Genomic DNA, 19,699 nt, shown 5'->3' with positions numbered 1-19,699 from the left:
CCGTCTGCCGCGTTCGCGCAGAAGTTCTTGGCGCGCAGATGTTTTCGCGCCCTTTCCGGAGAGCATTCATGAAGATCACGCCCATTCTGCTCGTCCTGCCGCTTGGCTTTCTTGCATCATCCTGCGCCACCGCCGCTTCGGACAAGGCCGCGCCCACGGCCCATGCCAAGCTGGTCGCCGGTGACGGCAGTTCGCGCGGGCAGGCGACCGTGACCGAAGCGCCCGACGGGCTGCATGTCCTGGTCAAGGCGCAGGGACTGACGCCGGGCATCCATGCGGTGCATCTCCATACGACCGGCACCTGCACCGGTCCCGACTTCACCAGCGCGGGCGGCCATTGGAACCCGACCGGGCGCCAGCATGGCAAGGACAATCCCGCCGGTATGCATATGGGCGACATGCCGAACATGCTCGCCGGGCCGGACGGCGCGGGCGATCTGGAATATGTCGTCCCGCATGGCAGCATCAAGGACGGCGCGACCCCGCTGCTCGACGCCGACGGCGCGGCGGTGGTGATCCATGCCCAGGCCGATGACAATAAGACCGACCCGACGGGCAATGCCGGCGGCCGCGTCGCCTGTGGCGTGCTGAAGGCGGGCTGATCGCTGCGCCTGGAACCGGGTGGGGGCTTAAGGTGGATCGACATTCAGGTTTAAGCAGAAGGCTCAGCTTCATTTTCAACGTCATGCCGGGCTTGCCCCGGCATCCAGAGTCGCAGGTGCCGCCCTTTATGCCCTGGATGCCGGATCAAGTCCGGCATGACGGCTTGGGAAGTGCCTAAACCGTGAACGTCGATCCGCCCTAAGGGGTGGCGCCCGCCCCGCCATAGTCGGCGACCGCTTCGTAGCGGGCGCCGTCATGCCCCATCCGGCTTTCGAACAGGCTGAAACCCTCGACCGGGAAGGGGGGGCTGGCAAGGCCGGCATGGGTGGCGAGGAAGCCGTCCACCATGCCGCCCGACCGGCCAAAGCGCGCCATCGTGATGTGCGGCAGATAGGCGCGCCCCTCCGGCGGCAGGCCGGCCGAGACGCAGGCGCGATCGATCTTCCTGTGCAGCAGCGCGAGGGAATCGCGCGGCTGGACCCCGGCCCAGAGCGTGTCCACCGCCCCCTTGCGATCGAAGCTGCCCACGCCCGACAGGCTGATGGCGAAGGGGGCGAAGCGGATCGCGGCCAGCGCATCGGCGATGTCGTTGGCCTGATGCCGGTCGACCTCGCCGATGAAGCGCAGGGTCAGGTGCAATTGCGCGTCATCCTGCCAGCGCGCGCCGGGGACGCCGGTCATCAACGCCATGAGCTGCGAACGGATGGGAGCGGGCGGGCGGGCGGCCACGAACAGGCGATGCATGGCCTTCATATAAGGCCCGTCTGGATGATCTGCCACGGTCTTTCCGGTTTGACTTGAAGTCGAACGGCGATCAGCCGATAATAGCAGCACCAGCGAGGAATGCTGGTGAAGGAGATGATTTTCATGGCCAACTGGTCCGACCCCCGTTCCGACATAGCGGGCTTTGGCGGTGCCACCGCCGCGCGCGGCGAGGCGTTCGACGCCGGGCTGCGCCGCTACATGCTGTCGGTTTACAATTATATGGCGAGCGGCGTGCTGCTGACCGGTCTCGTCGCGATGCTGTTTGCGTCGAGCGGTCTGGCGCTGCAGATTCTCGCCGGTCCCGGCATTCTCAAATATATCATCATGTTCGCGCCTCTGGTGTTCGTGATGGTGTTGAGCTTTGGCATCAACCGGCTGTCGACCCCGGCGGCGCAGGGGCTGTTCTGGGTCTATGCGGCAGTGATGGGCCTGTCGCTGTCGTCGATCTTCCTGGTCTATACCGGCACGTCGATCGCGCAGACCTTCTTCGCGACGGCGGCGGCTTTCGCGGGCCTGAGCCTGTGGGGCTACACCACCAAGAAGGATCTGTCGGGCTTCGGCACTTTCCTCATCATGGGCGTCGTCGGCCTGTTCGTCGCGATGCTCATCAACCTGTTCCTGAAATCGAGCGCGATGGACCTGGTCATCAGTTGCCTTGGCGTGCTGCTGTTCGCGGGCCTGACCGCCTATGACACGCAGAAGATCAAGAACATCTATGCGCATGTTGCGGGCACTGACATGATGGGCAAGTCGGTGGTGATGGGGGCGTTGAACCTCTATCTCGACTTCATCAACATGTTCCTGTTCCTGCTGCGCTTCATGGGCGATCGCCGCTGATCGCGCTGACAGGTGGAAATGCGAAAGGCCCGGCGGAGATGTCCGCCGGGCCTTTTTTCATGCCGTGAGGTAGGCCGTCAGCAGGCGGATCAGCTCCCCCTCCAGCCGGGCTTCATAATCGGGTGGAACATGGCCCTCAAGCAAGGCGCGGACGGGGCCGACCATGGCGCCAAAGGCGATGGCGCCGGTCATGGCGGGATCGTCGAAACGGGCGTCCGGCGCGCTGGCCAGCATGGACGTGATGGCGGTCGAGATGCGGGCCAGCGCCGCGGCGACCAGTTCCGGGCCGCCACGCTCCCCGGCGACGGCGTAGAGCGCCTTTGATTTCTCCGGATCGCGCAGCTTGACGGCGAGGAAGCTGGTTGCCAGCGCGGCCGCCATGTCGGCGACCGGACGGCCATGGTGCGCCCGGCACGCCTGCTCAACGGTATCGGCCATATCGGCCAGATGGCGCCCCAGCACCGCCATGAGCAGGGCGTCGCGATTGGGATAATATTGGTAAAGGCTGCCCACCGACAGGCCCGCGCGCGCGGCGATGCGGGTCGTGGTGCAGCGGGCAAGGCCGTCGCGCGTCAATATCTGAATGGTGGCGACGTGCAATGCCGCGATGCTGACCTGCGATCGCGCCTGAACCGGTGATTTGCGGGGCTTTAGGGGCGTTTCGGTATCGGCCATGAAATGCGAATTAAAAATGTGAGGCATCCTTCATATCTTGTGCCGGACAGCAAAGGCAAGAAAGGATCGCCATGCGCATGATCGAGAAGAGCGGCAGTTTTACTCTGGGTGGGCGGACGGTGAACCGGATCGGCTATGGCGCGATGCAGCTTGCCGGGCCGGGCGTGTTTGGACCGCCCAGGGACCATGAGGCGGCGCTGGCCGTACTGCGGGAAGCGGTTACGCTGGGCGTGAACCATATCGACACCAGTGATTTCTATGGACCGCATGTCACCAACCGGATCATCCGCGAGGCGCTGCACCCCTATCCCGAGGACCTGACTATCGTGACCAAGATTGGCGCGCGGCGCGGTGAGGATGCGTCCTGGCTGCCGGCGTTCTCGCCGGAAGAACTGACGCAGGCGGTGCATGACAATCTGCGCAACCTGGGGCGCGAGGTGCTGGACGTGGTCAACCTGCGTGTCATGTTCGACGCCCATGGGCCGGCCGAGGGTTCAATCGCGGAGCCGTTGGACGTGCTGGCGGACCTGCAACGGCAGGGGCTGGTGCGACATATCGGCTTGAGCAACGTCACGGCCGCGCAGGTCGAGGAAGGGCGGGCGATTGCGGAGATTATATGCGTGCAGAATATGTACAATATTGCGAACCGGCAGGATGACGCCCTGATCGATATATTGGCGGGGCAGGGCATCGCCTATGTGCCCTTCTTCCCATTGGGCGGTTTTTCGTCTTTGCAGTCTTCGGCGCTGTCGGACGTTGCGGAGGATTTGGGGGCGACACCGATGCAGGTGGCGCTGGCCTGGCTGTTGCGCCGATCGCCCAACATCCTGCTGATCCCCGGCACAACGTCCGTGGCGCACCTGCGCGAGAATTTGGCGGCGGCGGAGCTGGCATTGCCCGATGAGGCGATCGCGGCGCTCGATCGCATCGGGGCGTAAAAAAGGGGGAGGGCTGAGTTTCAGCCCTTCTTCTGCATCTGCGCGATAAGCGCGCCGTCCAGCGCCTTCTGCCGCTGATAGGCCGGGCGTTTGCGCAGGCGGGCGGCATAGGTTTCGAAGGCGGGGCGGCTGGGCAGGGTGCCAAAGGACAGACCCCAGTCGATCTGCGACCCCACATAGACGTCGGTGGCGGTGAATTGCGCGCCGCAGATCCAGCCATCGTCCGACACCGCGCTTTCCAGCGCGTCGATCATGTCGTCGAAGCAACCATATCCGGCGCTGCGTTCCCGCCCTTCGGGAACGACGAAGCCGAACGCCTTGTTGGTGATCGCCGCTTCCACCGGACCAGCGGCAAAGAAGAGCCAGCGATAATAATCCGCCCGTTGATCGACCGGCGGGGCCAGGTTGGCGGCGGGGAAGGCATCGGCGAGATAGGCGCAGATGGCGGCGCATTCGGTCACTATCCTGCCCGCATGGACGATGGCAGGCACCTTGCCCATCGGGTTGATCGCCAGATAATCGGCAGATTTCATGCCGCTGTCAAAATCGAGGATCACCATTTCATAGGCTTCGCCAACCTCCTCCAGCATCCAGCGGGCAATCTGCCCGCGCGACATGGGGTTGGTATAGAGGGTGAGGTTATGGGGCATGGCACGCTCTCCTGAATTACGATGCGGAGGGTGCCGCAACATGCGCAGGGATGCCAGCAATCAATCGGCCGGCATGTCGGGAATGGGGGTGGGAAGCGGACGGTCGGGTTTCGGAGAGTATCTGACAGCTTGCGGCCATTCCCGGAGAATGCAACATCCTACTCCTATGCTTGGCACTTTAATCAAACTTATGGCTGCTATTTTAGCTGGAGCCAGCCCAGCCAATCCGCTCGATATTCCTGTCGAGTTGGTCAAACCAGAAGTCGCAGTTGCACAGGTCGCCGCGTGTGGCGTCAAGAGCGTCCGGCTAAAGTTTGATGACACTCTTCAAGAAGACGTGATCGAAGTGGAATATATGACCTCCGCTTCGGAAGAGCAGCTAAGGTGCGTAGCCCATGCTTCGCTGGCTTCACATTATTATGTGGTGTTCCCATCGTCGATAGAGCGGGCCTATCAGGCGTTGTATCGGCGTCTGTCAAATGAACAGGACAGGACTGTCGCAAAGGCTTGGTTGGAAAAGAGAGGCCTGCTCTCCCGTCTGCCAGTTTATGACCCCCAGCATTTAGATGAGGCAGCTTTCGTTCGGGAACTCGAAGCTATGTGCGGCCCCAAAGCAATTGGCACAGTTAAAGTCATGCACGGAATGGGCACCTTCGAAGGCACTGCCATTTCGTCTGGTAAGCTGGACGACGAAACATTTTGGTGCCTCGTAAATGGGGCAGCGGCATCTGGATACCCCTTCGGCTTTATCGGAAACGAGAAGTATGGCGAAAATCCGTGAAGCAACACCTCGCTGCGGAACGTGAACGGGCGGCAGGTTTCGTAGCTCGAAAAATTGCCAATGAAAGGCGAGAAATGGTCGCTACCAGACCCGTGCCTCCGTTCGCCCTGCCTGAGTTTGCAATGGGTTGAGCGGAACTGTGACAGTGCCGTGGGGCTGGGCATGAAAAAGGGCGGCCATTACGGGCCGCCCTTTCCGTTTATGTCCTGAAGGCGCTTATTTAGTGCCTTCGGCTGTCTTCGCCTTGCCGCCTTTCTTGCCCTTTTTGGGGGCGGCGGGGGTGATTTCGAAGGAGAGGGCCTCATCCTTCATGCGGACATGGACTTCGCCGCCATGGACCAGCTTGCCGAACAGCAGTTCCTCGGCCAGCGGCTGCTTGATCTTCTCCTGCATCAGGCGACCCATCGGGCGGGCGCCGTAGAGCTTGTCATAGCCCTTCTTGGTGAGCCAGGCCTTGGCATCCTCGTCCAGGGTGATGTGGACGTCGCGGTCGGCCAGTTGCAGTTCCAGTTGCAGCACGAACTTGTCGATGACGCGGGCGACGATTTCCGGCGGCAGATAGCCGAAGGGCACCACCGCATCGAGACGGTTGCGGAATTCGGGGGTGAAGAGCTTCTTCACCGCATCCTCCTGCACATCCTCGCGCGTCAGTTCGCCGAAACCGATGCTTTCCTTCGCCATGTCCGACGCACCGGCATTGGTGGTCATGATGAGGATGGTGTTGCGGAAATCGACGGTCTTGCCGTGGTGGTCGGTCAGGCGGCCATTGTCCATCACCTGCAACAGGATGTTGAACAGGTCGGGATGCGCCTTCTCGATCTCGTCGAGCAGCAGCACGCTGTGCGGCTGCTGGTCGACGGCATCGGTCAGCAGGCCGCCCTGGTCATAGCCGACATAGCCCGGAGGGGCGCCGATCAGGCGGCTGACCGAATGGCGTTCCATATATTCCGACATGTCGAACCGCTGGAGCGGGATGCCGAGCAGCGTGGCGAGCTGGCGCGCCACCTCCGTCTTGCCGACGCCGGTGGGGCCGGAGAAGAGATAGTTGCCGATCGGCTTGTCGGGATCGCGCAGGCCCGCGCGCGACAGCTTGATCGCGGAGGACAGGGTTTCGATCGCCTTGTCCTGGCCGAAGACGACCCTTTTCAGGTCCGTGGTCAGCGATTCCAGCACGCTCTTGTCGTCGGACGACACCGTCTTGGGGGGGATGCGAGCCATGGTCGCGATGACCTGTTCGATCTCCTTGGGGGTGATCGTCTTCTTGCGTTTCGATGGGACCACCAGCATCTGCATCGCGCCGACTTCATCGATCACGTCGATCGCCTTGTCGGGCAGCTTGCGGTCGTTGATGTAGCGCGCTGACAGTTCCACCGCCGCCTTGATCGCGTCGGGCGTATATTTGACGTGATGATGATCCTCGAACGCGGTGCGCAGACCGGCCAGGATCTTGATCGTGTCGTCGATCGACGGTTCGTTGACGTCGATCTTCTGGAACCGGCGCAGCAGCGCGCGATCCTTTTCGAAATGATTGCGGAATTCCTTGTAGGTGGTCGAACCGATGCAGCGGATCGTGCCGCCCGACAGGGCCGGTTTCAGCAGGTTGGACGCATCCATCGCGCCGCCGCTGGTCGCGCCCGCGCCGATGACGGTGTGGATTTCATCGATGAAGAGGACCGCATCGGGCATCTTTTCCAGTTCGGTGACGACCGCTTTCAGCCGCTCCTCGAAATCGCCGCGATAGCGGGTGCCGGCCAGCAACGCGCCCATGTCGAGCGAGTAGATCACCGCGTCCTTGAGGACGTCGGGCACATCACCCTCGATGATCTTGCGCGCCAGTCCTTCCGCGATCGCGGTCTTGCCGACGCCGGGATCACCGACATAGAGCGGGTTGTTTTTCGAGCGGCGGCAGAGGATCTGGATGGTGCGATCCACCTCGGCCGAACGGCCGATCAGGGGATCGACCTTGCCGCGCTCCGCCTTTTCATTGAGGTTGACGGTGAACTGGTCGAGGGCGCTGTCCTTCTTGGCCTTACCGTCCTGCACCTTCTTTTCCTCCTCGGCGGCGCCCTTGGTCTCCTGACGCTCGGGCGTGGGCGTGCCCTTGCCGACGCCGTGGCTGATATAGCTGACGGCATCCAGACGGCTCATATCCTGCTGTTGCAGGAAGTAGACGGCATAGCTTTCGCGTTCGGAAAAGAGCGCGACCAGGACGTTGGCGCCCGTCACCTCATCCTTGCCGGACGACTGGACGTGCAGGATGGCGCGCTGGACGACGCGCTGGAAACCGCTGGTGGGGGACGGGTCGCTCGTTCCCTCGACCTTCAAACTGTCCAGTTCGGTGTCGAGATAATGGGTCACGGCGTCACCCAGCTCGCCCAGCTCCACGCCGCACGCCTGCATCACCTTCGACGCATGTTCGTCGTCGATCAGCGCGAGCAGCAGATGCTCCAGCGTGGCATATTCATGCTTGCGCTCCGACGCATGGGTCAGCGCGTTGTGCAGGGTGGTTTCAAGGGCGGGTGCGAAAGAAGGCATATATTCTACTCCAAGCTCCCCATGGGAGCGACCTTGAACCCTATGTCGGCATTACTCGACGCTCGATCAAGGCGTGTCGCCCGATCAGCGGAATTGCCACACTGCTCATGCCCGAAGAAACCCTGAAGGGTGCTGGGGGCGGGGCGCCGGTTCATCGTTTGAATAGCGCCTCGGCATTGGCCTTGTGATCGGCGGCGCTTTCAATCTTTGCCCTGGTTCGCCCGATTTCCGCCTCCAGTGCGGCGATGCGGGTTTCCAGTTCGGCAACGGACAATGGCCCCAGATCCTGTTTCAGCAGGCGGGCCAGCGGATCATCTCCCTTGCGTGGCAGATCGTCATCCAAGTCCATGAAGGCCAATGTTGACCCTATGGGCCACTCTGTCAATAAGGGCGCGCGCTTCACCGCATGATTTTGATGCGGCGCAATATAACGACAGCTTTCGGGCCAGTTTTTCGGGGACGGCGGGGATGGCGAATGGATTGACGACGCCGGGGGAGGCGCCAACGGACATGCCAAGGGACATGATGGCGATCGGCATCGCCGTGCCGGGCGGGCCGGAGGCGCTGGTGCCCGAACGGCGGCCGGTGCCGGTGCCGGGCAAGGGCGAGGTGCTGATCCGGGTCGCCGCCGCGGGCGTGAACCGGCCCGACGTGCTGCAACGGCAGGGGAAATATCCGCCCCCGCCGGGCGCTTCCGACATTCCGGGGCTGGAGGTGGCGGGCACCATCGTCGCGGCCGGGGACGGCGCGGACATGCTGGTGGGGCAGAAGGTCTGCGCGCTGCTGGCGGGCGGGGGCTATGCCGAATATGCGGTCGCGCCCGCCGGCCAGTGCCTGCCGGTCCCGGACAGCTATGACCTGGTCGAGGCGGCGGCGCTGCCCGAGACGCTCTTTACCGTATGGACCAACCTGTTCGAGCGTGCCTATGCGGTGGATGGCGACACGGTGCTGGTCCATGGCGGCACCAGCGGCATTGGCACCATGGCGATCACGCTGTGCAGGCTGTTCGGCGTGACGATCATCGTCACCTGCGGCAGTGACGAGAAGTGCGCGCAGGCCAAGGCGTGGGGCGCGGATCATGCGATCAACTATCGTGACCTGGACTATGTCGCGGAGGTGAAGCGGATCACCGGCGGGCAGGGGGTGCAGGCGGTGCTCGACATGGTCGGCGGCGACTATCTGCCGCGCAACCTGGAATGCCTGGCGGAGGACGGCCGGCATGTGTCGATCGCGGTTCTGGGCGGGGCGAAGGCGGAGATATTCATTCCGGCCATCATGCAGCGGCGGTTGACGATCACCGGATCGACGCTGCGCGCGCGGTCGACGGGGTTCAAGAGCCTGGTCGCGGATGAACTGATGCGCACGGTCTGGTCGTTCGTGAACGAAGGCAAGCTGCGCCCGGCGATGGACCAGCGGTTCGCGCTGGCGGACGCGGCCAAGGCGCACGCGCGGATGGACGCAGGCGCGCATTTCGGGAAGATCGTGCTGGTGGTTTGAGGGGGGATGGTCGGGTGAGATTTTCGCTTTTGGCCTCTTTCAGACCTTAAGTCATTCGTGCAAATACTTACTAATGAGCGACAGCAAATACCAAGGTGGAAGCACATTGGGTGGAAGATGGGGGTGTGGGTTGGCTGCCCTGGCGGCCCCGCTAATCCTTATGTTTTTTATCGGTGTTGTAGGCGAAAACCCGTTTTTCTGGTTGATAATACCGACCATTGCCGCTGTTGGACTGGGATCGCGCTGGCTCATTAATAGGGTTTGGTCGATCCTCCCTTAACCCTCTTTGTCATTCCCGCGTAGGCGGGAATCCATCTCCCAGTCTCTCGTCTAGATGCCCCGCATAGAGATGGATCCCCGCTTGCGCGGGGATGACGATGGGAAAACGAAAGGCTCTTCTCCATCACAACTTCGTCATCCCAGCGAACGCTAGATATCACTGCCCCGTTTCGTCGAGAAAAAAGCGGGATGCCGGCTTTTGTCGGCATGACAGGTGGAGAGGATCAACTGCAAACCCCTGCAAATCGTAGCATTTCCGTCATATTCTCTGCAAAGTTGTAACATTGGGGCGCTAGGGATTCGCTCCCAAGGACATCGTCTTTGGGGATCGTATCATGAACGCCATCACGCGCCTGCCCTTTCCGGGCGACATGGAAGAGGGCGCCGACGACCAGCTTCATATCCCTGAGCGGGAGGGGGAGCGTCGTCGCTATCGCACCATCTGGATCTCCGACATCCATCTTGGCACGCGCGGTTGCAACGCGACGATGCTGATCGATTTCCTCGACAGCGTGGACAGCGACACCATCTATCTGGTCGGCGACATCATCGATGGCTGGCGGCTCAAGAAGCGCTTCTACTGGCCGCAGACGCATAATGACGTGGTCTGGCGCCTGATGAAGCGCGCCAAGCGCGGCACGCGGGTCGTCTATATCCCCGGCAATCATGACGAGATGTTCCGCCAGTTCACCGGCATGAGCTTTGGCGGCGTGGAAATCCGGCGCAAGGCGATCCACCAGACTGCCGACGGGCGCAAGCTGCTGGTGCTGCATGGCGACGAGTTCGACACGATCATGCTGGCGCATCGCTGGCTCGCCTTCGTCGGCGACGCCGCCTACACGACGCTGATGCGCCTGAACATAGTGGTGAACGCGGTGCGGCAGCGCATGGGCCTGCCCTATTGGTCGCTCAGCAAGATGGCCAAGCACAAGGTCAAGAACGCCGTGTCCTTCATCTCCCGCTTCGAGGAAGTGGTGGCGCATGAGGCCGGCGCGCGCGGGGTGGACGGCGTGGTGTGCGGCCATATCCACAATGCCGAAATGCGCGAGATCGAGGGCGTGCAATATTATAATGATGGCGACTGGGTGGAAGGTTGCACCGCGCTGGTCGAGCATTCCGACGGGCGGATGGAAGTGCTGCACTGGGCCGACGAGATCGCCGCGCGGCAACAGGGCGCGGGCAATGAGCAGGCGCGGATAGCGGCTTGAATTTTTGGTGATGCACTTGAGGCGGCAGCGGGGTGGGTGTGGCTCCCCCCGGCGATGACGGAGCATAAGGCCATGCGTATAGCCATCGTTACCGACGCCTGGACGCCGCAGGTGAATGGCGTCGTGCGCACGCTCCAGACGATCCAGGGGGAACTGGAGCGGATGGGGCATGAGGTGAAGGTGATCTCGCCCGATCTCTACGGTTCCATTCCCTGCCCCACCTATCCCGAAATAAGGCTGGCGCTGGTGCGGTCGAGCGTGGTGGGGCAGGCGATCGCCGCCTTCCGCCCCGATGCCGTGCATCTGGCGACCGAAGGGCCGCTGTGCATCGCGGCGCGGCGCTGGTGCCTGCGCAGCGGCGTGCCCTTCACCACCGCCTATCACACCCATTTCCCCGATTATGTGGCGCAGCGCACCGGCCTGCCCGCAGCCTGGTTCTGGCGCTATATCCGCTGGTTCCATGGCCCGGCGCAGGCGGTGCTGGTGTCGACCCGGTCGGTGCGCGAGCAGTTGCGCGCCCATGGCGTCGCCAATGTGCGGCCCTGGGGCAGGGGGGTGGACCTGACCGCCTTCACGCCCGATGCCCGGCCGCCCGCCCTGTTCGCCGATCTGCCGCGCCCGATCATGCTCTATGTCGGGCGGGTCGCGGTCGAGAAGAATCTGGAGGCGTTTCTGGCCACCGACCATGACGGGACCAAGGTGGTGGTGGGCGACGGGCCGGCGCGCGTGACGCTGGAGCGGGCCTATCCGCAGGCGCGCTTCCTGGGCGCGCTGTTCGGGGCGGAGCTGGCGGGCGTCTATGCGGGCGCCGACGTCTTCGTCTTCCCCAGCCGCACCGACACGTTCGGGCTGGTAATGATCGAGGCGCTGGCCTGCGGCACGCCGGTCGCGGCCTATCCGGTGACGGGGCCGGTCGATATCGTGACGCCGGAAACCGGCGCGCTGTCGGAGGATCTGGGGCGGGCCATCACCGGGGCGCTGGTGCGGGATCGGCAGGCCTGCGCCATTTACGGCCGCAGCTTCAGTTGGGAACGGAGCGCGCGGGAGTTCCTGTCGGGCCTGCATGAAATCGACCCGGATGTGATCGACAGCGCCGCCTGACGCTTTTCCTTGCCGCCAGGGCCGGGATGCACTATTCCCGACCCGTCGCGGCCGCCCTGATTGGGCGGCCCTTATCGTTTTTACGTGCCGGAGAAGACCCCGTGTCCCAGCCTCTCATGCCCCACGCGACCGCCAGTTGGCTGGTCGACAACAGCGCTCTGAGCTTCGACCAGATCGCGGAATTCTGTGGGCTTCATATCCTCGAAGTGCAGGCGATCGCCGACGATACCGCCAGCATCAAATATACCGGCCGCGATCCGGTGCGCGCCCATGAAATCACCATGGACGAAATCCACAAGGGTGAGAGCAATCCCGACTACAAGCTCAAGATGCTGAAGGGGCCGGAGCCGGTTCGCCGGACCAAGGGGCCGCGCTACACCCCGGTCAGCAAGCGCCAGGACAAGCCGGACGGCATCGCCTGGATCCTGCGCAATCATCCGGAGATTTCGGACGGCGCGATCGGCAAGCTGATCGGCACCACCCGCACCACCATCGCCGCGATCCGCGACCGCAGCCACTGGAACATCTCCAACATCACGCCCAAGGACCCGGTGACGCTGGGCCTCTGCTCGCAGCGCGAGCTGGATTCGCTGGTCGCGAAGGCGGCGAAGAAGGCGGGCATCGAGGCGCCGACCGATTCGCGCCTGGACGGCGACCGCGAGGCGCTGATCGAGGAGCTGCGCCGCGAGCGCCAGGACGCCGTGCGCCGCGCCGAAGAGGCGCTGAAGAGCGAGTCCGAACTGATTTCCAGCGACGCCGCGATCCTCGATCCCTTTGGCGGGAGCAAGAGCGAAGCGTAATGCCGTAGCGTCAGCGGCGGCCATGCCAGGCCGCTGCGGCGCTGGAATGGCAGCAACGATATTAGGGGCCGTGCCGGCTTTCGGCGCGGCCCTTTTTCCGTTGGTTGACGCTTGCGTAAAGTAGGTGATGGCCATACACTTCGGGCCATGGAGAGCATAGAAAATATCCTGAAGGATAGATATCGTCATCCCACCGCGTGGGATCAGACCTTCCCGCCGCTGTCGATGGGACAGATGGTGACGAACAGCGCCACCGCGCATCCGCAGGCCCATATGATCGACTTCATGGGCCGCAAGTTCAGCTATGGCGAGATGTTCGGCCAGATCAGGCGCATCGCCTGCGGGTTGCAGGCGATGGGCGTGAAGAAGGGCGATCGGGTCGGCCTCTATCTGCCCAACACCCCCCATTATGTCGCGGCCTATTATGGCGCGCTGATGGCCGGCGCGATCGTCGTCAACTTCTCCCCCCTCTACACCGCCGCCGAACTGGAGCATCAGGTCGAGGATAGCGGCACCAGGATATTGTTCACCCTGTCGGCCAAGGCGCTGCTGCCGACCGCGCTGGAGGTGCTGGAGCACAGCACGCTCGAAACGCTGATCGTCGGGTCGGTCGCGGAGGTGCTGTCGCCGGTCAAGTCGCTGTTGTTCCGCCTGTTCAAGGCGAGCGAGAGCGTGGCGCTGCCCAACGATCCGCGCGTGATCCGCTATGACCGGTTCATGGCGAACAAGGGCGACTGCGTGGTGGCGGAGATCGATCCGGTCAACGACATCGCGCTGCTGCAATATACCGGCGGCACCACCGGCACGCCCAAGGGGGCGATGCTGACGCACCAGAATCTGACCGCCAACGCGCGGCAGGCGCAGGTGATCGATCCGCGCGGCGATGAGGAGGACCGCATCATCGCGGTGCTGCCCTTCTTCCACGTCTTCGCCAATACCTGCACGCTCAACCGGACGGTGGTGAAGGGCGGGGAAATGGTGATGCTGCCGCGCTTCGACGCGGCGCAGGTGCTGTCGGCGGTCCAGCGGACCAGGGCGACGTCGCTGCCCGGCGTGCCTACCATGTATCAGGCGCTGCTCGATCATCCGTCGATCCGCAATGTCGATTTCTCCTCGCTGCGTGCCTGTATTTCGGGCGGCGCGCCGTTGCCGCTCGAACTGAAACAGCGGTTCGAGGCGGCGACCGGCGCCCGGCTGATCGAGGGTTATGGCCTGACGGAAACCAGCCCGATCGTCTGCACCAATCCCTATGAGGGATTGAACAAGAGCGGCACCGTCGGACAGCCGGTGCCCGGAACGCGGGTGAAGCTGGTCGATCGCGAAGACCCGACCCGCCCGCCGCCCGAAGGGGAGCCCGGCGAACTGCTCTTTGCCGGGCCGCAGATCATGAAGGGCTATTGGAACCGGCCCGACGCGGATGCGGAGGTGTTCATCGGCGAATTTATCCGCACTGGCGACGTCGGCATCATCGACGAGGACGGCTATGTGAAGATTGTCGACCGGTTGAAGGACATGATCGCGGTCGGCGGCTTCAAGGTCTTCCCCAGCCAGGTGGAATCGATCCTCTACCATCATCCCGCGGTCAAGGAGGCGCTGGTGATCGGCGTGCCCGACCGTTACCGCGGCGAGCAGCCCAAGGCGTTCGTGACGCTCAACGAAGGGGCGGAGATTGACGGGCCGGGCCTCAAGGATTGGCTCAATCCGCAACTCGGTAAGCATGAGCGAGTGTGCGAGGTGGAGGTGCGCCTGAACCTCCCCAAGACTCTGGTCGGCAAGCTGTCGCGCAAGGAACTGGTGGCCGAAGAACGCGCCAAGGCGGAAGCGGCGGCGAAGGAGGCTGGAACAGCGGCCTGATCCTTCCTATCTGTGGGGTGTTTGGAAATGCGCGTTTGGCGCCGAACTACTCCGCTGCAAAATACAAGGAACTGGACATATGGCCGACGAAATCGCGACGCTTGCCGGGGGATGCTTCTGGTGCACCGAGGCGGTGTATCAGAACCTCAAGGGCGTGAAGGCGGTGACGAGCGGCTATATCGGCGGCACGCTGCCCAATCCGACCTATGAACAGGTCTGCTCCGGCGCGACCGGCCATGCCGAAGCGATCCGCATCGCCTATGACCCGGCGGTGATTTCCTATGCCGACCTGCTCGACATCTTCTTCGCGACGCATAATCCGACGACGCTGAACCGCCAGGGTAACGACATCGGCACCCAATATCGGTCCGCGATCTTCCCCCATTCGGCCGCCCAGGAGGAAGAGGCACGCGCAGGCATCGAGCGGGCGCAGGCGGACCAGGCCGACCCGATCGTCACCGCGATCGAACTGGACGCGCCCTGGTATCCGGCGGAGGATTATCACCAGAAATATTGGGACCGGGTCGGCGACCAGAATCCCTACTGCATGGCCGTAATCCCGCCCAAGCTCGCCAAACTACGCAAAGGCTTCGCCGCGCGGATCGAGGCCTGAGGGGGCGGGGCGGAAGCGGCCATACGCGAACGTTGCGCAGGCCCACCCCCAACCCCTCCCGCAAGCGGGAGGGGAGCGAGACTTACCGCGCCGCAGGCGTGGCTAGTCGCAGCGGGGTGGGTGTGATATCCGCAAACGACCAGAAGCGCCCCTTCTTTCTCCCCTCCCTGCAAGGGAGGGGCAGGGGGTGGGTACGCCGCGTTAGCGGCGCTCTTCTTACGATAAGGCAGACGCTCGCTCCGCTCGCCACCCACCCCTAACCCCTCCCTTGAAAGGGAGGGGAATGTCTTGGCTCCACCCCAATCCGTCATTCCCGCGAAGGCGGGAATCCATCTCCCGACGTCTCACTTCGGCTGCGCCGGAGATGGCTCCGCGCCTTCGCGGGGATGACGATGGAGGGAAAGCCACCCCAAGCCAGACCTGACCGCTTCCCTGAACGGGCGCTTGTCTTTGTTGTCGTCTTTAGTCGGTGGTTCATGGGAACCATGCTATGGCTGCATCGACCACCATGCCGGGGGAGGAATGATGAAGAAGATGATGTTGCTGGCCGCGCCGCTGATGCTGTTGGCATTGCCGGGATGCGTTCGGACCGTCGCCAGCGTCGTGACCGCGCCGGTTCGCGCCGGGGCGCAGGTCGTGGACTGGTCCACCACCAGCCAGGAAGAGGCGGATCGCAATTACGGCCGCAAGATGCGCGAGCAGGAAGCGCGGGACGGCAAGGCCGCCAAGAAGGCGGAGAAGGAACGCCGCAAACAGTGCCGCGAGGCGGGCAACGACAATTGCGGGTGAGGGGATTGCCTCATATTCTTCAATTCCCGTTCGGACTGAGCTTGTCTAAAGCCGGGAAACGCTCCTGCCATTCCGGGCTTACGCCGCCGCGCGCCTGAGCCGGTCGTTGATGGCCGCGCCGATGCCCTCGGTCGGGATGGGGGCGATCGCGATCCGGGCCGCTGCGCTGGCGTCGGCGATGTGCAGGGCGGCGAACAGGTTCGTGCCCGCTTCCCGCAGGTCTGCTTCCGCGCTGAGGTTGATGTGGCAGGGCATCAGGCCGAAGCCGATCAGATATTCGTCGGCCTCGGCCCGCAGCGCGTCCAGCCGCACCGGCTTGGACGGCGCATAATGGCTTGCGAGCTGGCCGGGCGCCTCGACCTTCCCGTCGTCCCCATCGTTATTGCCGGTGACGACCGGCAGGCCAGTCGCTTCCTCCAGCATGGCGGCGGTGACGGGGCCGGGGCGCAGCAGGCGGATGCGGCCCGCTTCCGGCGCGGCGATGGTGGATTCCAGGCCCTCGCTGGTCGGCCCTTCGTCCAGGATCATCCGCACCTTGCCGCCCAGGCTGTCGAGCACATGCTCCGCGCGCGTCGGGCTGATCGACCCGCTGCGATTGGCGGAAGGGGCCGCCAGAGGGCGGCTGCTTTCCCGGATCAGCGCGCGCATCGCCGGATGGGCGGGCAGGCGCAGCGCGACCGTGGGCAGGCCGGCGGTGACGAGCGGCGACAGGCCGCTGTCGGCGCGCACGGGCAGCACCAGTGTCAGCGGACCGGGCCAGAAACGGTCGGCGAGCCGTTCCGCGACGGGCGAGAAATCCGCCAGCCCACGCGCCATCTCCCGATCGGCGACATGGACGATCAGCGGATTGAAACTGGGGCGGCCCTTGGCGCTGTAGATCGCCGCCACCGCATGGCTGTCGGTCGCGTCGGCGGCAAGGCCGTAGACCGTTTCGGTCGGGACGGCGACGGGTTCGCCGGCACGGATGAGCAAGGCCGCCTCACGCAACGCCTCGGCGCTGTAGCGGCAGGATCTGGTGGAATAGGCTGGATTGGCGATAGTCACGGTCCCCGCGATATAGTCCCCGGTTGCGGCGAGTAAAAGGCCATTGCGACAGGACAATGACATTGCCGCAATTCGCGGCGGGGGACATTGCCGCAACAACTTGCGGCGGGCAGGATCGATCATTAAGCCCGCGCCATGACCGATGACCTTCTCACCCGCATTGCCGAAGCGCTGGAACGGCTTGCGCCGCCGCCGCCCGTTTCCGCCAATCTGGCCGCCGCGCCCGCTTATATATGGGACGGCCATGCGATCCATGGGGTGGAGGCTTTCGCGCCGGTGGCGTACGATTTGCTGACCGGCATCGACGCACAGAAGGGATCGCTGCTGGAGAATACCCGCCGTCACGCCGCCGGTCACGCCGCGCATGACGTGCTGCTGTGGGGCGCGCGCGGCACCGGCAAGTCGGCCGTGGTCGCGGCGGTCGTCGGCCAGTTGCAGGCGGAGGGGCAGGACGTCGCCCTGCTGCAATGCGCGATCGATGAACTGGCGAGCCTGCCTGCGCTGTTTTCGCTGCTGCGCGGCACGACGCGGCCCTTTGTGCTGTTCCTCGACGATCTGGGCTTTGACGAGCAAGGAGTGGGCGATGCGCGGTCGCTGCGTTCGCTGTTGCAGGGCGGGACGGCGGCGCGGCCGGCCAATGTCCGCCTCTATGTGACGTCGAACCGCCGCCATATCGTGCCGCGCCACCTGTCGGAGCAGGATGATCCCGTCAATCCGCGCGACGTGGTGGACGACAAGATGGCGCTGTCCGACCGGTTCGGGCTGAGCCTGGGCTTCCATGCGATCGACCAGGACGCCTATGTCGCGATCGTCGGTGGTTATGCGGGCAAGCTGGGGCTCAGTTTCGATCCCCTGGAAGCGATCCAGTGGGCAACCCAGCGCGGCAGCCGGTCAGGCCGCGTCGCCTGGCAATATGTGGTCGAACTGGCCGGGCGGAATGGGCTGACAGTCTGACTCGTCCTGGCGGACGCAGCGAGTAGAAGGCAGCGATCCGCCCGCAAGGACGATGTTATTGCACCTTCGTCACCCGCCACACCACGCCGCCGACATCGTCGCTGACCAGCAGCGCGCCCTTGGCGTCGGCGGTCACGTCGACCGGGCGGCCCTGGGCGTTGCCGTCCTTGTCGAGGAAGCCGGTCAGCACGTCCACCGGCTTGGCCTTGCCCGCCTCGCCATCATCGAAGCCGACATAGACGACCTTGTAGCCGGCGGCAGGCTTGCGGTTCCAGCTGCCGTGCAGGCCGACGAAGGCGCCGTCGGTATAGGGCGCGCCCAGTTGCACCTTGTCGGCGAAGGTCAGGCCCAGCGGCGCGACATGGTTGCCCAGCGCATAATCAGGGCGCTTGGTATATTCGCGGATTTCCGGCCGCTGCGGCTGGACGCGGCGATCCTCATAGCCACCCCAGTAGTTCCACGGCCAGCCATAGAAAGCGCCAAATTCGACGCGGGTCAGATAGTCGGGGACCAGATCGCCGCCCAGCATGTCGCGTTCGTTGACCACGCCCCAGAGCGCGCCGCTCTTCGGCTCGAACGCCAGGCCAACCGGATTGCGCAGGCCTGATGCGAAAATGCGCTTGTAGCCAGTCCTGGGATTCACTTCGAGCACGACGGCGCGATTGGCTTCCAGTTCCAGGCCATTGTCGCCGATATTGCTGTTGGAGCCGACACCGACATAGAGCAGGCCGTTGGGCGCTGCGACCAGGCTCTTGGTCCAATGCTGGTTGGGCGCCTGGGCGGGGAGGTCGATGATCTTGCGGCCCTTGGCCGTGATCTGCGTCTCTCCCTCCTTATAGGGGAAGGCCAGCAGCGCGTCGGTGTTGGCGACATACAGCGTGTCGCCGATCAGCGCCATGCCATAGGGCGAGTTGAGGCCGGTCAGGAACGCCGTCTTGGTTTCGGCGCGGCCGTCGCCATCGGCGTCGCGCAACAGGGTGATGCGATTGGCCGACGGCACGCCCGCGCCCGCCTTGTTCATCAGATAGTTCATCACCCGCTGGACGATGCCGTCCTTGGGCCGCGGCGGGCTGTTGGTTTCGGCGACCAATATGTCGCCATTGGGCAGGCGCAGCAGCGATCGGGGATGGGCGAGGCCATCGGCGAAGCGCGCCACCGCCAGCCCCTTGGCCGCCACCGGTTTGGCGTTGCCCTGCCACGGCTTCACCTCAGCGATGTTGATCGTCGGCAGCGTTTCGTTGCGCGGGCTGGTGAAGACCGGTTCGCGGCCCGTGTCGGCGCCCACCGGCAGGCGCGCGGTATCGCCCTGCGCCAGATAGAGGAAGGCGCCCCCGGCCAGGGCCAGGGCGACGAGCGGCAGGACGATGACATGCTTGTTCATGCGCCCACATCTATGCGGGTGCGCCACGCTGGGCAAGGTGGATGGCGCTTATTTCCCACGCTCGCGCAGGTAGAGGAGGAGGGCGATCAGGATGCCCAGCCCGCCGCCCGCGAGCAGGCCGATGCTGGGCTGCCCCAACATGCCGCCGCCGATCGCGCCGGCCAGGATCAGCAGCGCGATGATCGCGCCCGCGCCGGTGGGGTTATGCCTGCCTTTGCTCATCGACATCCCTTGCCATGCCTTGGGCGGCAAGGCCAGTGTGATGGATTTGAAATACGCCACATTATGGCGGCTTGGTAGGGAGCGTATGTCAAATCCATAAACCACACTGGAATCATATATTTGCTAGGACGGATCGACATTCAGGTTAAAGCGGAAGCCTTGGCCTCATTTTC

20 protein-coding genes are annotated in these 19,699 nt (G+C 64.0%); 12 read left to right on the top strand and 8 right to left on the bottom strand.

Annotation, left to right across the window (positions count from 1 at the left end; all coding sequences use genetic code 11):
• The first annotated feature begins 68 nt into the window (after positions 1–68).
• The gene (locus MOK15_RS07610; RefSeq protein ID WP_242931042.1) at positions 69–602 is read left to right on the top strand and encodes a superoxide dismutase family protein; all 534 of its coding nucleotides are present in this window, start codon (positions 69–71) and stop codon (positions 600–602) included.
• 199 nt (positions 603–801) lie between these two features.
• On the opposite strand, the gene thpR is transcribed toward MOK15_RS07610, so the two are convergent.
• On the bottom strand, positions 802–1,347 hold the full coding sequence (thpR, locus tag MOK15_RS07605; RefSeq protein ID WP_242932680.1) for an RNA 2',3'-cyclic phosphodiesterase: 546 nt from the start codon (positions 1,345–1,347) through the stop codon (positions 802–804).
• Positions 1,348–1,470: 123 nt separating this feature from the next.
• On the opposite strand from thpR, the gene MOK15_RS07600 reads away from it, so the two are divergent.
• Positions 1,471–2,205: a Bax inhibitor-1/YccA family protein gene (locus tag MOK15_RS07600; protein WP_242932679.1), complete on the top strand. Its 735-nt coding sequence runs from the start codon at positions 1,471–1,473 to the stop codon at positions 2,203–2,205.
• A 57-nt stretch (positions 2,206–2,262) separates the two neighbouring features.
• Here the strand turns inward: MOK15_RS07600 and MOK15_RS07595 are convergent, their stop codons facing one another.
• Complete coding sequence (locus MOK15_RS07595) at positions 2,263–2,880, bottom strand: TetR/AcrR family transcriptional regulator (protein WP_242931041.1); 618 nt, start codon at positions 2,878–2,880, stop codon at positions 2,263–2,265.
• A 71-nt stretch (positions 2,881–2,951) separates the two neighbouring features.
• Between MOK15_RS07595 and MOK15_RS07590 the strand changes: the two genes are divergently transcribed.
• On the top strand, positions 2,952–3,818 hold the full coding sequence (locus tag MOK15_RS07590; RefSeq protein WP_242931040.1) for an aldo/keto reductase family oxidoreductase: 867 nt from the start codon (positions 2,952–2,954) through the stop codon (positions 3,816–3,818).
• A 20-nt stretch (positions 3,819–3,838) separates the two neighbouring features.
• On the opposite strand, the gene MOK15_RS07585 is transcribed toward MOK15_RS07590, so the two are convergent.
• Positions 3,839–4,468, bottom strand: a complete 630-nt coding sequence (locus tag MOK15_RS07585; RefSeq protein WP_242931039.1) for a glutathione S-transferase family protein — start codon at positions 4,466–4,468, stop codon at positions 3,839–3,841.
• Positions 4,469–4,634: 166 nt separating this feature from the next.
• Between MOK15_RS07585 and MOK15_RS07580 the strand changes: the two genes are divergently transcribed.
• The gene (locus tag MOK15_RS07580) at positions 4,635–5,249 is read left to right on the top strand and encodes a hypothetical protein (RefSeq protein ID WP_242931038.1); all 615 of its coding nucleotides are present in this window, start codon (positions 4,635–4,637) and stop codon (positions 5,247–5,249) included.
• A 216-nt stretch (positions 5,250–5,465) separates the two neighbouring features.
• Here the strand turns inward: MOK15_RS07580 and clpA are convergent, their stop codons facing one another.
• Together clpA and MOK15_RS07570 are read right to left on the bottom strand one after the other, a co-directional pair.
• The gene (gene clpA, locus MOK15_RS07575) at positions 5,466–7,784 is read right to left on the bottom strand and encodes an ATP-dependent Clp protease ATP-binding subunit ClpA (RefSeq protein WP_242931037.1); all 2,319 of its coding nucleotides are present in this window, start codon (positions 7,782–7,784) and stop codon (positions 5,466–5,468) included.
• A 151-nt stretch (positions 7,785–7,935) separates the two neighbouring features.
• Positions 7,936–8,133, bottom strand: a complete 198-nt coding sequence (locus MOK15_RS07570; RefSeq protein WP_242931036.1) for a DUF1192 domain-containing protein — start codon at positions 8,131–8,133, stop codon at positions 7,936–7,938.
• 161 nt (positions 8,134–8,294) lie between these two features.
• Here MOK15_RS07570 and MOK15_RS07565 point away from each other — a divergent pair, with 161 nt between their 5' ends.
• The 7 genes from MOK15_RS07565 to MOK15_RS07535 all read left to right on the top strand — a co-directional run bounded on the left by MOK15_RS07565 (position 8,295) and on the right by MOK15_RS07535 (position 15,925).
• Positions 8,295–9,281 (top strand): NAD(P)H-quinone oxidoreductase, encoded by a 987-nt coding sequence (locus tag MOK15_RS07565; protein WP_242931035.1) that lies wholly within the window; start codon positions 8,295–8,297, stop codon positions 9,279–9,281.
• Between the two features lie 614 nt (positions 9,282–9,895).
• Positions 9,896–10,768 carry a UDP-2,3-diacylglucosamine diphosphatase gene (locus tag MOK15_RS07560; protein ID WP_242931034.1) on the top strand — a complete coding sequence of 291 codons (873 nt, stop codon included), beginning with the start codon at positions 9,896–9,898 and terminating at the stop codon, positions 10,766–10,768.
• A 72-nt stretch (positions 10,769–10,840) separates the two neighbouring features.
• Complete coding sequence (locus MOK15_RS07555) at positions 10,841–11,869, top strand: glycosyltransferase family 1 protein (protein WP_242931033.1); 1,029 nt, start codon at positions 10,841–10,843, stop codon at positions 11,867–11,869.
• 116 nt (positions 11,870–11,985) lie between these two features.
• Complete coding sequence (locus MOK15_RS07550; protein ID WP_242932678.1) at positions 11,986–12,669, top strand: DUF1013 domain-containing protein; 684 nt, start codon at positions 11,986–11,988, stop codon at positions 12,667–12,669.
• A 147-nt stretch (positions 12,670–12,816) separates the two neighbouring features.
• Positions 12,817–14,523: a long-chain fatty acid--CoA ligase gene (locus MOK15_RS07545; protein ID WP_242931032.1), complete on the top strand. Its 1,707-nt coding sequence runs from the start codon at positions 12,817–12,819 to the stop codon at positions 14,521–14,523.
• A 79-nt stretch (positions 14,524–14,602) separates the two neighbouring features.
• Complete coding sequence (msrA, locus tag MOK15_RS07540; RefSeq protein WP_242931031.1) at positions 14,603–15,136, top strand: peptide-methionine (S)-S-oxide reductase MsrA; 534 nt, start codon at positions 14,603–14,605, stop codon at positions 15,134–15,136.
• A 525-nt stretch (positions 15,137–15,661) separates the two neighbouring features.
• Positions 15,662–15,925 carry a hypothetical protein gene (locus MOK15_RS07535; protein ID WP_242932677.1) on the top strand — a complete coding sequence of 88 codons (264 nt, stop codon included), beginning with the start codon at positions 15,662–15,664 and terminating at the stop codon, positions 15,923–15,925.
• Between the two features lie 78 nt (positions 15,926–16,003).
• On the opposite strand, the gene MOK15_RS07530 is transcribed toward MOK15_RS07535, so the two are convergent.
• Positions 16,004–16,969, bottom strand: a complete 966-nt coding sequence (locus MOK15_RS07530; RefSeq protein ID WP_242932676.1) for an L-threonylcarbamoyladenylate synthase — start codon at positions 16,967–16,969, stop codon at positions 16,004–16,006.
• Positions 16,970–17,104: 135 nt separating this feature from the next.
• On the opposite strand from MOK15_RS07530, the gene MOK15_RS07525 reads away from it, so the two are divergent.
• Positions 17,105–17,923, top strand: coding sequence for an ATP-binding protein (locus tag MOK15_RS07525; protein ID WP_242931030.1), 819 nt, complete (start codon positions 17,105–17,107; stop codon positions 17,921–17,923).
• Positions 17,924–17,978: 55 nt separating this feature from the next.
• Here MOK15_RS07525 and MOK15_RS07520 read toward each other — a convergent pair whose 3' ends face one another.
• Together MOK15_RS07520 and MOK15_RS07515 are read right to left on the bottom strand one after the other, a co-directional pair.
• Positions 17,979–19,304: a sorbosone dehydrogenase family protein gene (locus MOK15_RS07520; protein WP_242931029.1), complete on the bottom strand. Its 1,326-nt coding sequence runs from the start codon at positions 19,302–19,304 to the stop codon at positions 17,979–17,981.
• 48 nt (positions 19,305–19,352) lie between these two features.
• Positions 19,353–19,526, bottom strand: a complete 174-nt coding sequence (locus MOK15_RS07515; RefSeq protein WP_242931028.1) for a hypothetical protein — start codon at positions 19,524–19,526, stop codon at positions 19,353–19,355.
• Positions 19,527–19,699 lie beyond the last annotated feature (173 nt).

It is taken from the genome of Sphingobium sp. BYY-5 (genome assembly GCF_022758885.1).
GTDB lineage: Bacteria > Pseudomonadota > Alphaproteobacteria > Sphingomonadales > Sphingomonadaceae > Sphingobium.
The sequence above is the reverse complement of the archived record's forward strand: the minus strand, read 5'-3'. Positions and strand labels throughout refer to the sequence as shown.

Coding starts and splice junctions, on each gene's coding strand:
- MOK15_RS07610 (WP_242931042.1), top strand. CDS start 69: ATGAAGATCACGCCCATTCTGCTCGTCCTGCCGCTTGGCTTTCTTGCA.
- thpR (WP_242932680.1), bottom strand. CDS start 1,347: ATGCATCGCCTGTTCGTGGCCGCCCGCCCGCCCGCTCCCATCCGTTCG.
- MOK15_RS07600 (WP_242932679.1), top strand. CDS start 1,471: ATGGCCAACTGGTCCGACCCCCGTTCCGACATAGCGGGCTTTGGCGGT.
- MOK15_RS07595 (WP_242931041.1), bottom strand. CDS start 2,880: ATGGCCGATACCGAAACGCCCCTAAAGCCCCGCAAATCACCGGTTCAG.
- MOK15_RS07590 (WP_242931040.1), top strand. CDS start 2,952: ATGCGCATGATCGAGAAGAGCGGCAGTTTTACTCTGGGTGGGCGGACG.
- MOK15_RS07585 (WP_242931039.1), bottom strand. CDS start 4,468: ATGCCCCATAACCTCACCCTCTATACCAACCCCATGTCGCGCGGGCAG.
- MOK15_RS07580 (WP_242931038.1), top strand. CDS start 4,635: ATGCTTGGCACTTTAATCAAACTTATGGCTGCTATTTTAGCTGGAGCC.
- clpA (WP_242931037.1), bottom strand. CDS start 7,784: ATGCCTTCTTTCGCACCCGCCCTTGAAACCACCCTGCACAACGCGCTG.
- MOK15_RS07570 (WP_242931036.1), bottom strand. CDS start 8,133: ATGGACTTGGATGACGATCTGCCACGCAAGGGAGATGATCCGCTGGCC.
- MOK15_RS07565 (WP_242931035.1), top strand. CDS start 8,295: ATGCCAAGGGACATGATGGCGATCGGCATCGCCGTGCCGGGCGGGCCG.
- MOK15_RS07560 (WP_242931034.1), top strand. CDS start 9,896: ATGAACGCCATCACGCGCCTGCCCTTTCCGGGCGACATGGAAGAGGGC.
- MOK15_RS07555 (WP_242931033.1), top strand. CDS start 10,841: ATGCGTATAGCCATCGTTACCGACGCCTGGACGCCGCAGGTGAATGGC.
- MOK15_RS07550 (WP_242932678.1), top strand. CDS start 11,986: ATGCCCCACGCGACCGCCAGTTGGCTGGTCGACAACAGCGCTCTGAGC.
- MOK15_RS07545 (WP_242931032.1), top strand. CDS start 12,817: ATGGAGAGCATAGAAAATATCCTGAAGGATAGATATCGTCATCCCACC.
- msrA (WP_242931031.1), top strand. CDS start 14,603: ATGGCCGACGAAATCGCGACGCTTGCCGGGGGATGCTTCTGGTGCACC.
- MOK15_RS07535 (WP_242932677.1), top strand. CDS start 15,662: ATGAAGAAGATGATGTTGCTGGCCGCGCCGCTGATGCTGTTGGCATTG.
- MOK15_RS07525 (WP_242931030.1), top strand. CDS start 17,105: ATGACCGATGACCTTCTCACCCGCATTGCCGAAGCGCTGGAACGGCTT.
- MOK15_RS07520 (WP_242931029.1), bottom strand. CDS start 19,304: ATGAACAAGCATGTCATCGTCCTGCCGCTCGTCGCCCTGGCCCTGGCC.
- MOK15_RS07515 (WP_242931028.1), bottom strand. CDS start 19,526: ATGAGCAAAGGCAGGCATAACCCCACCGGCGCGGGCGCGATCATCGCG.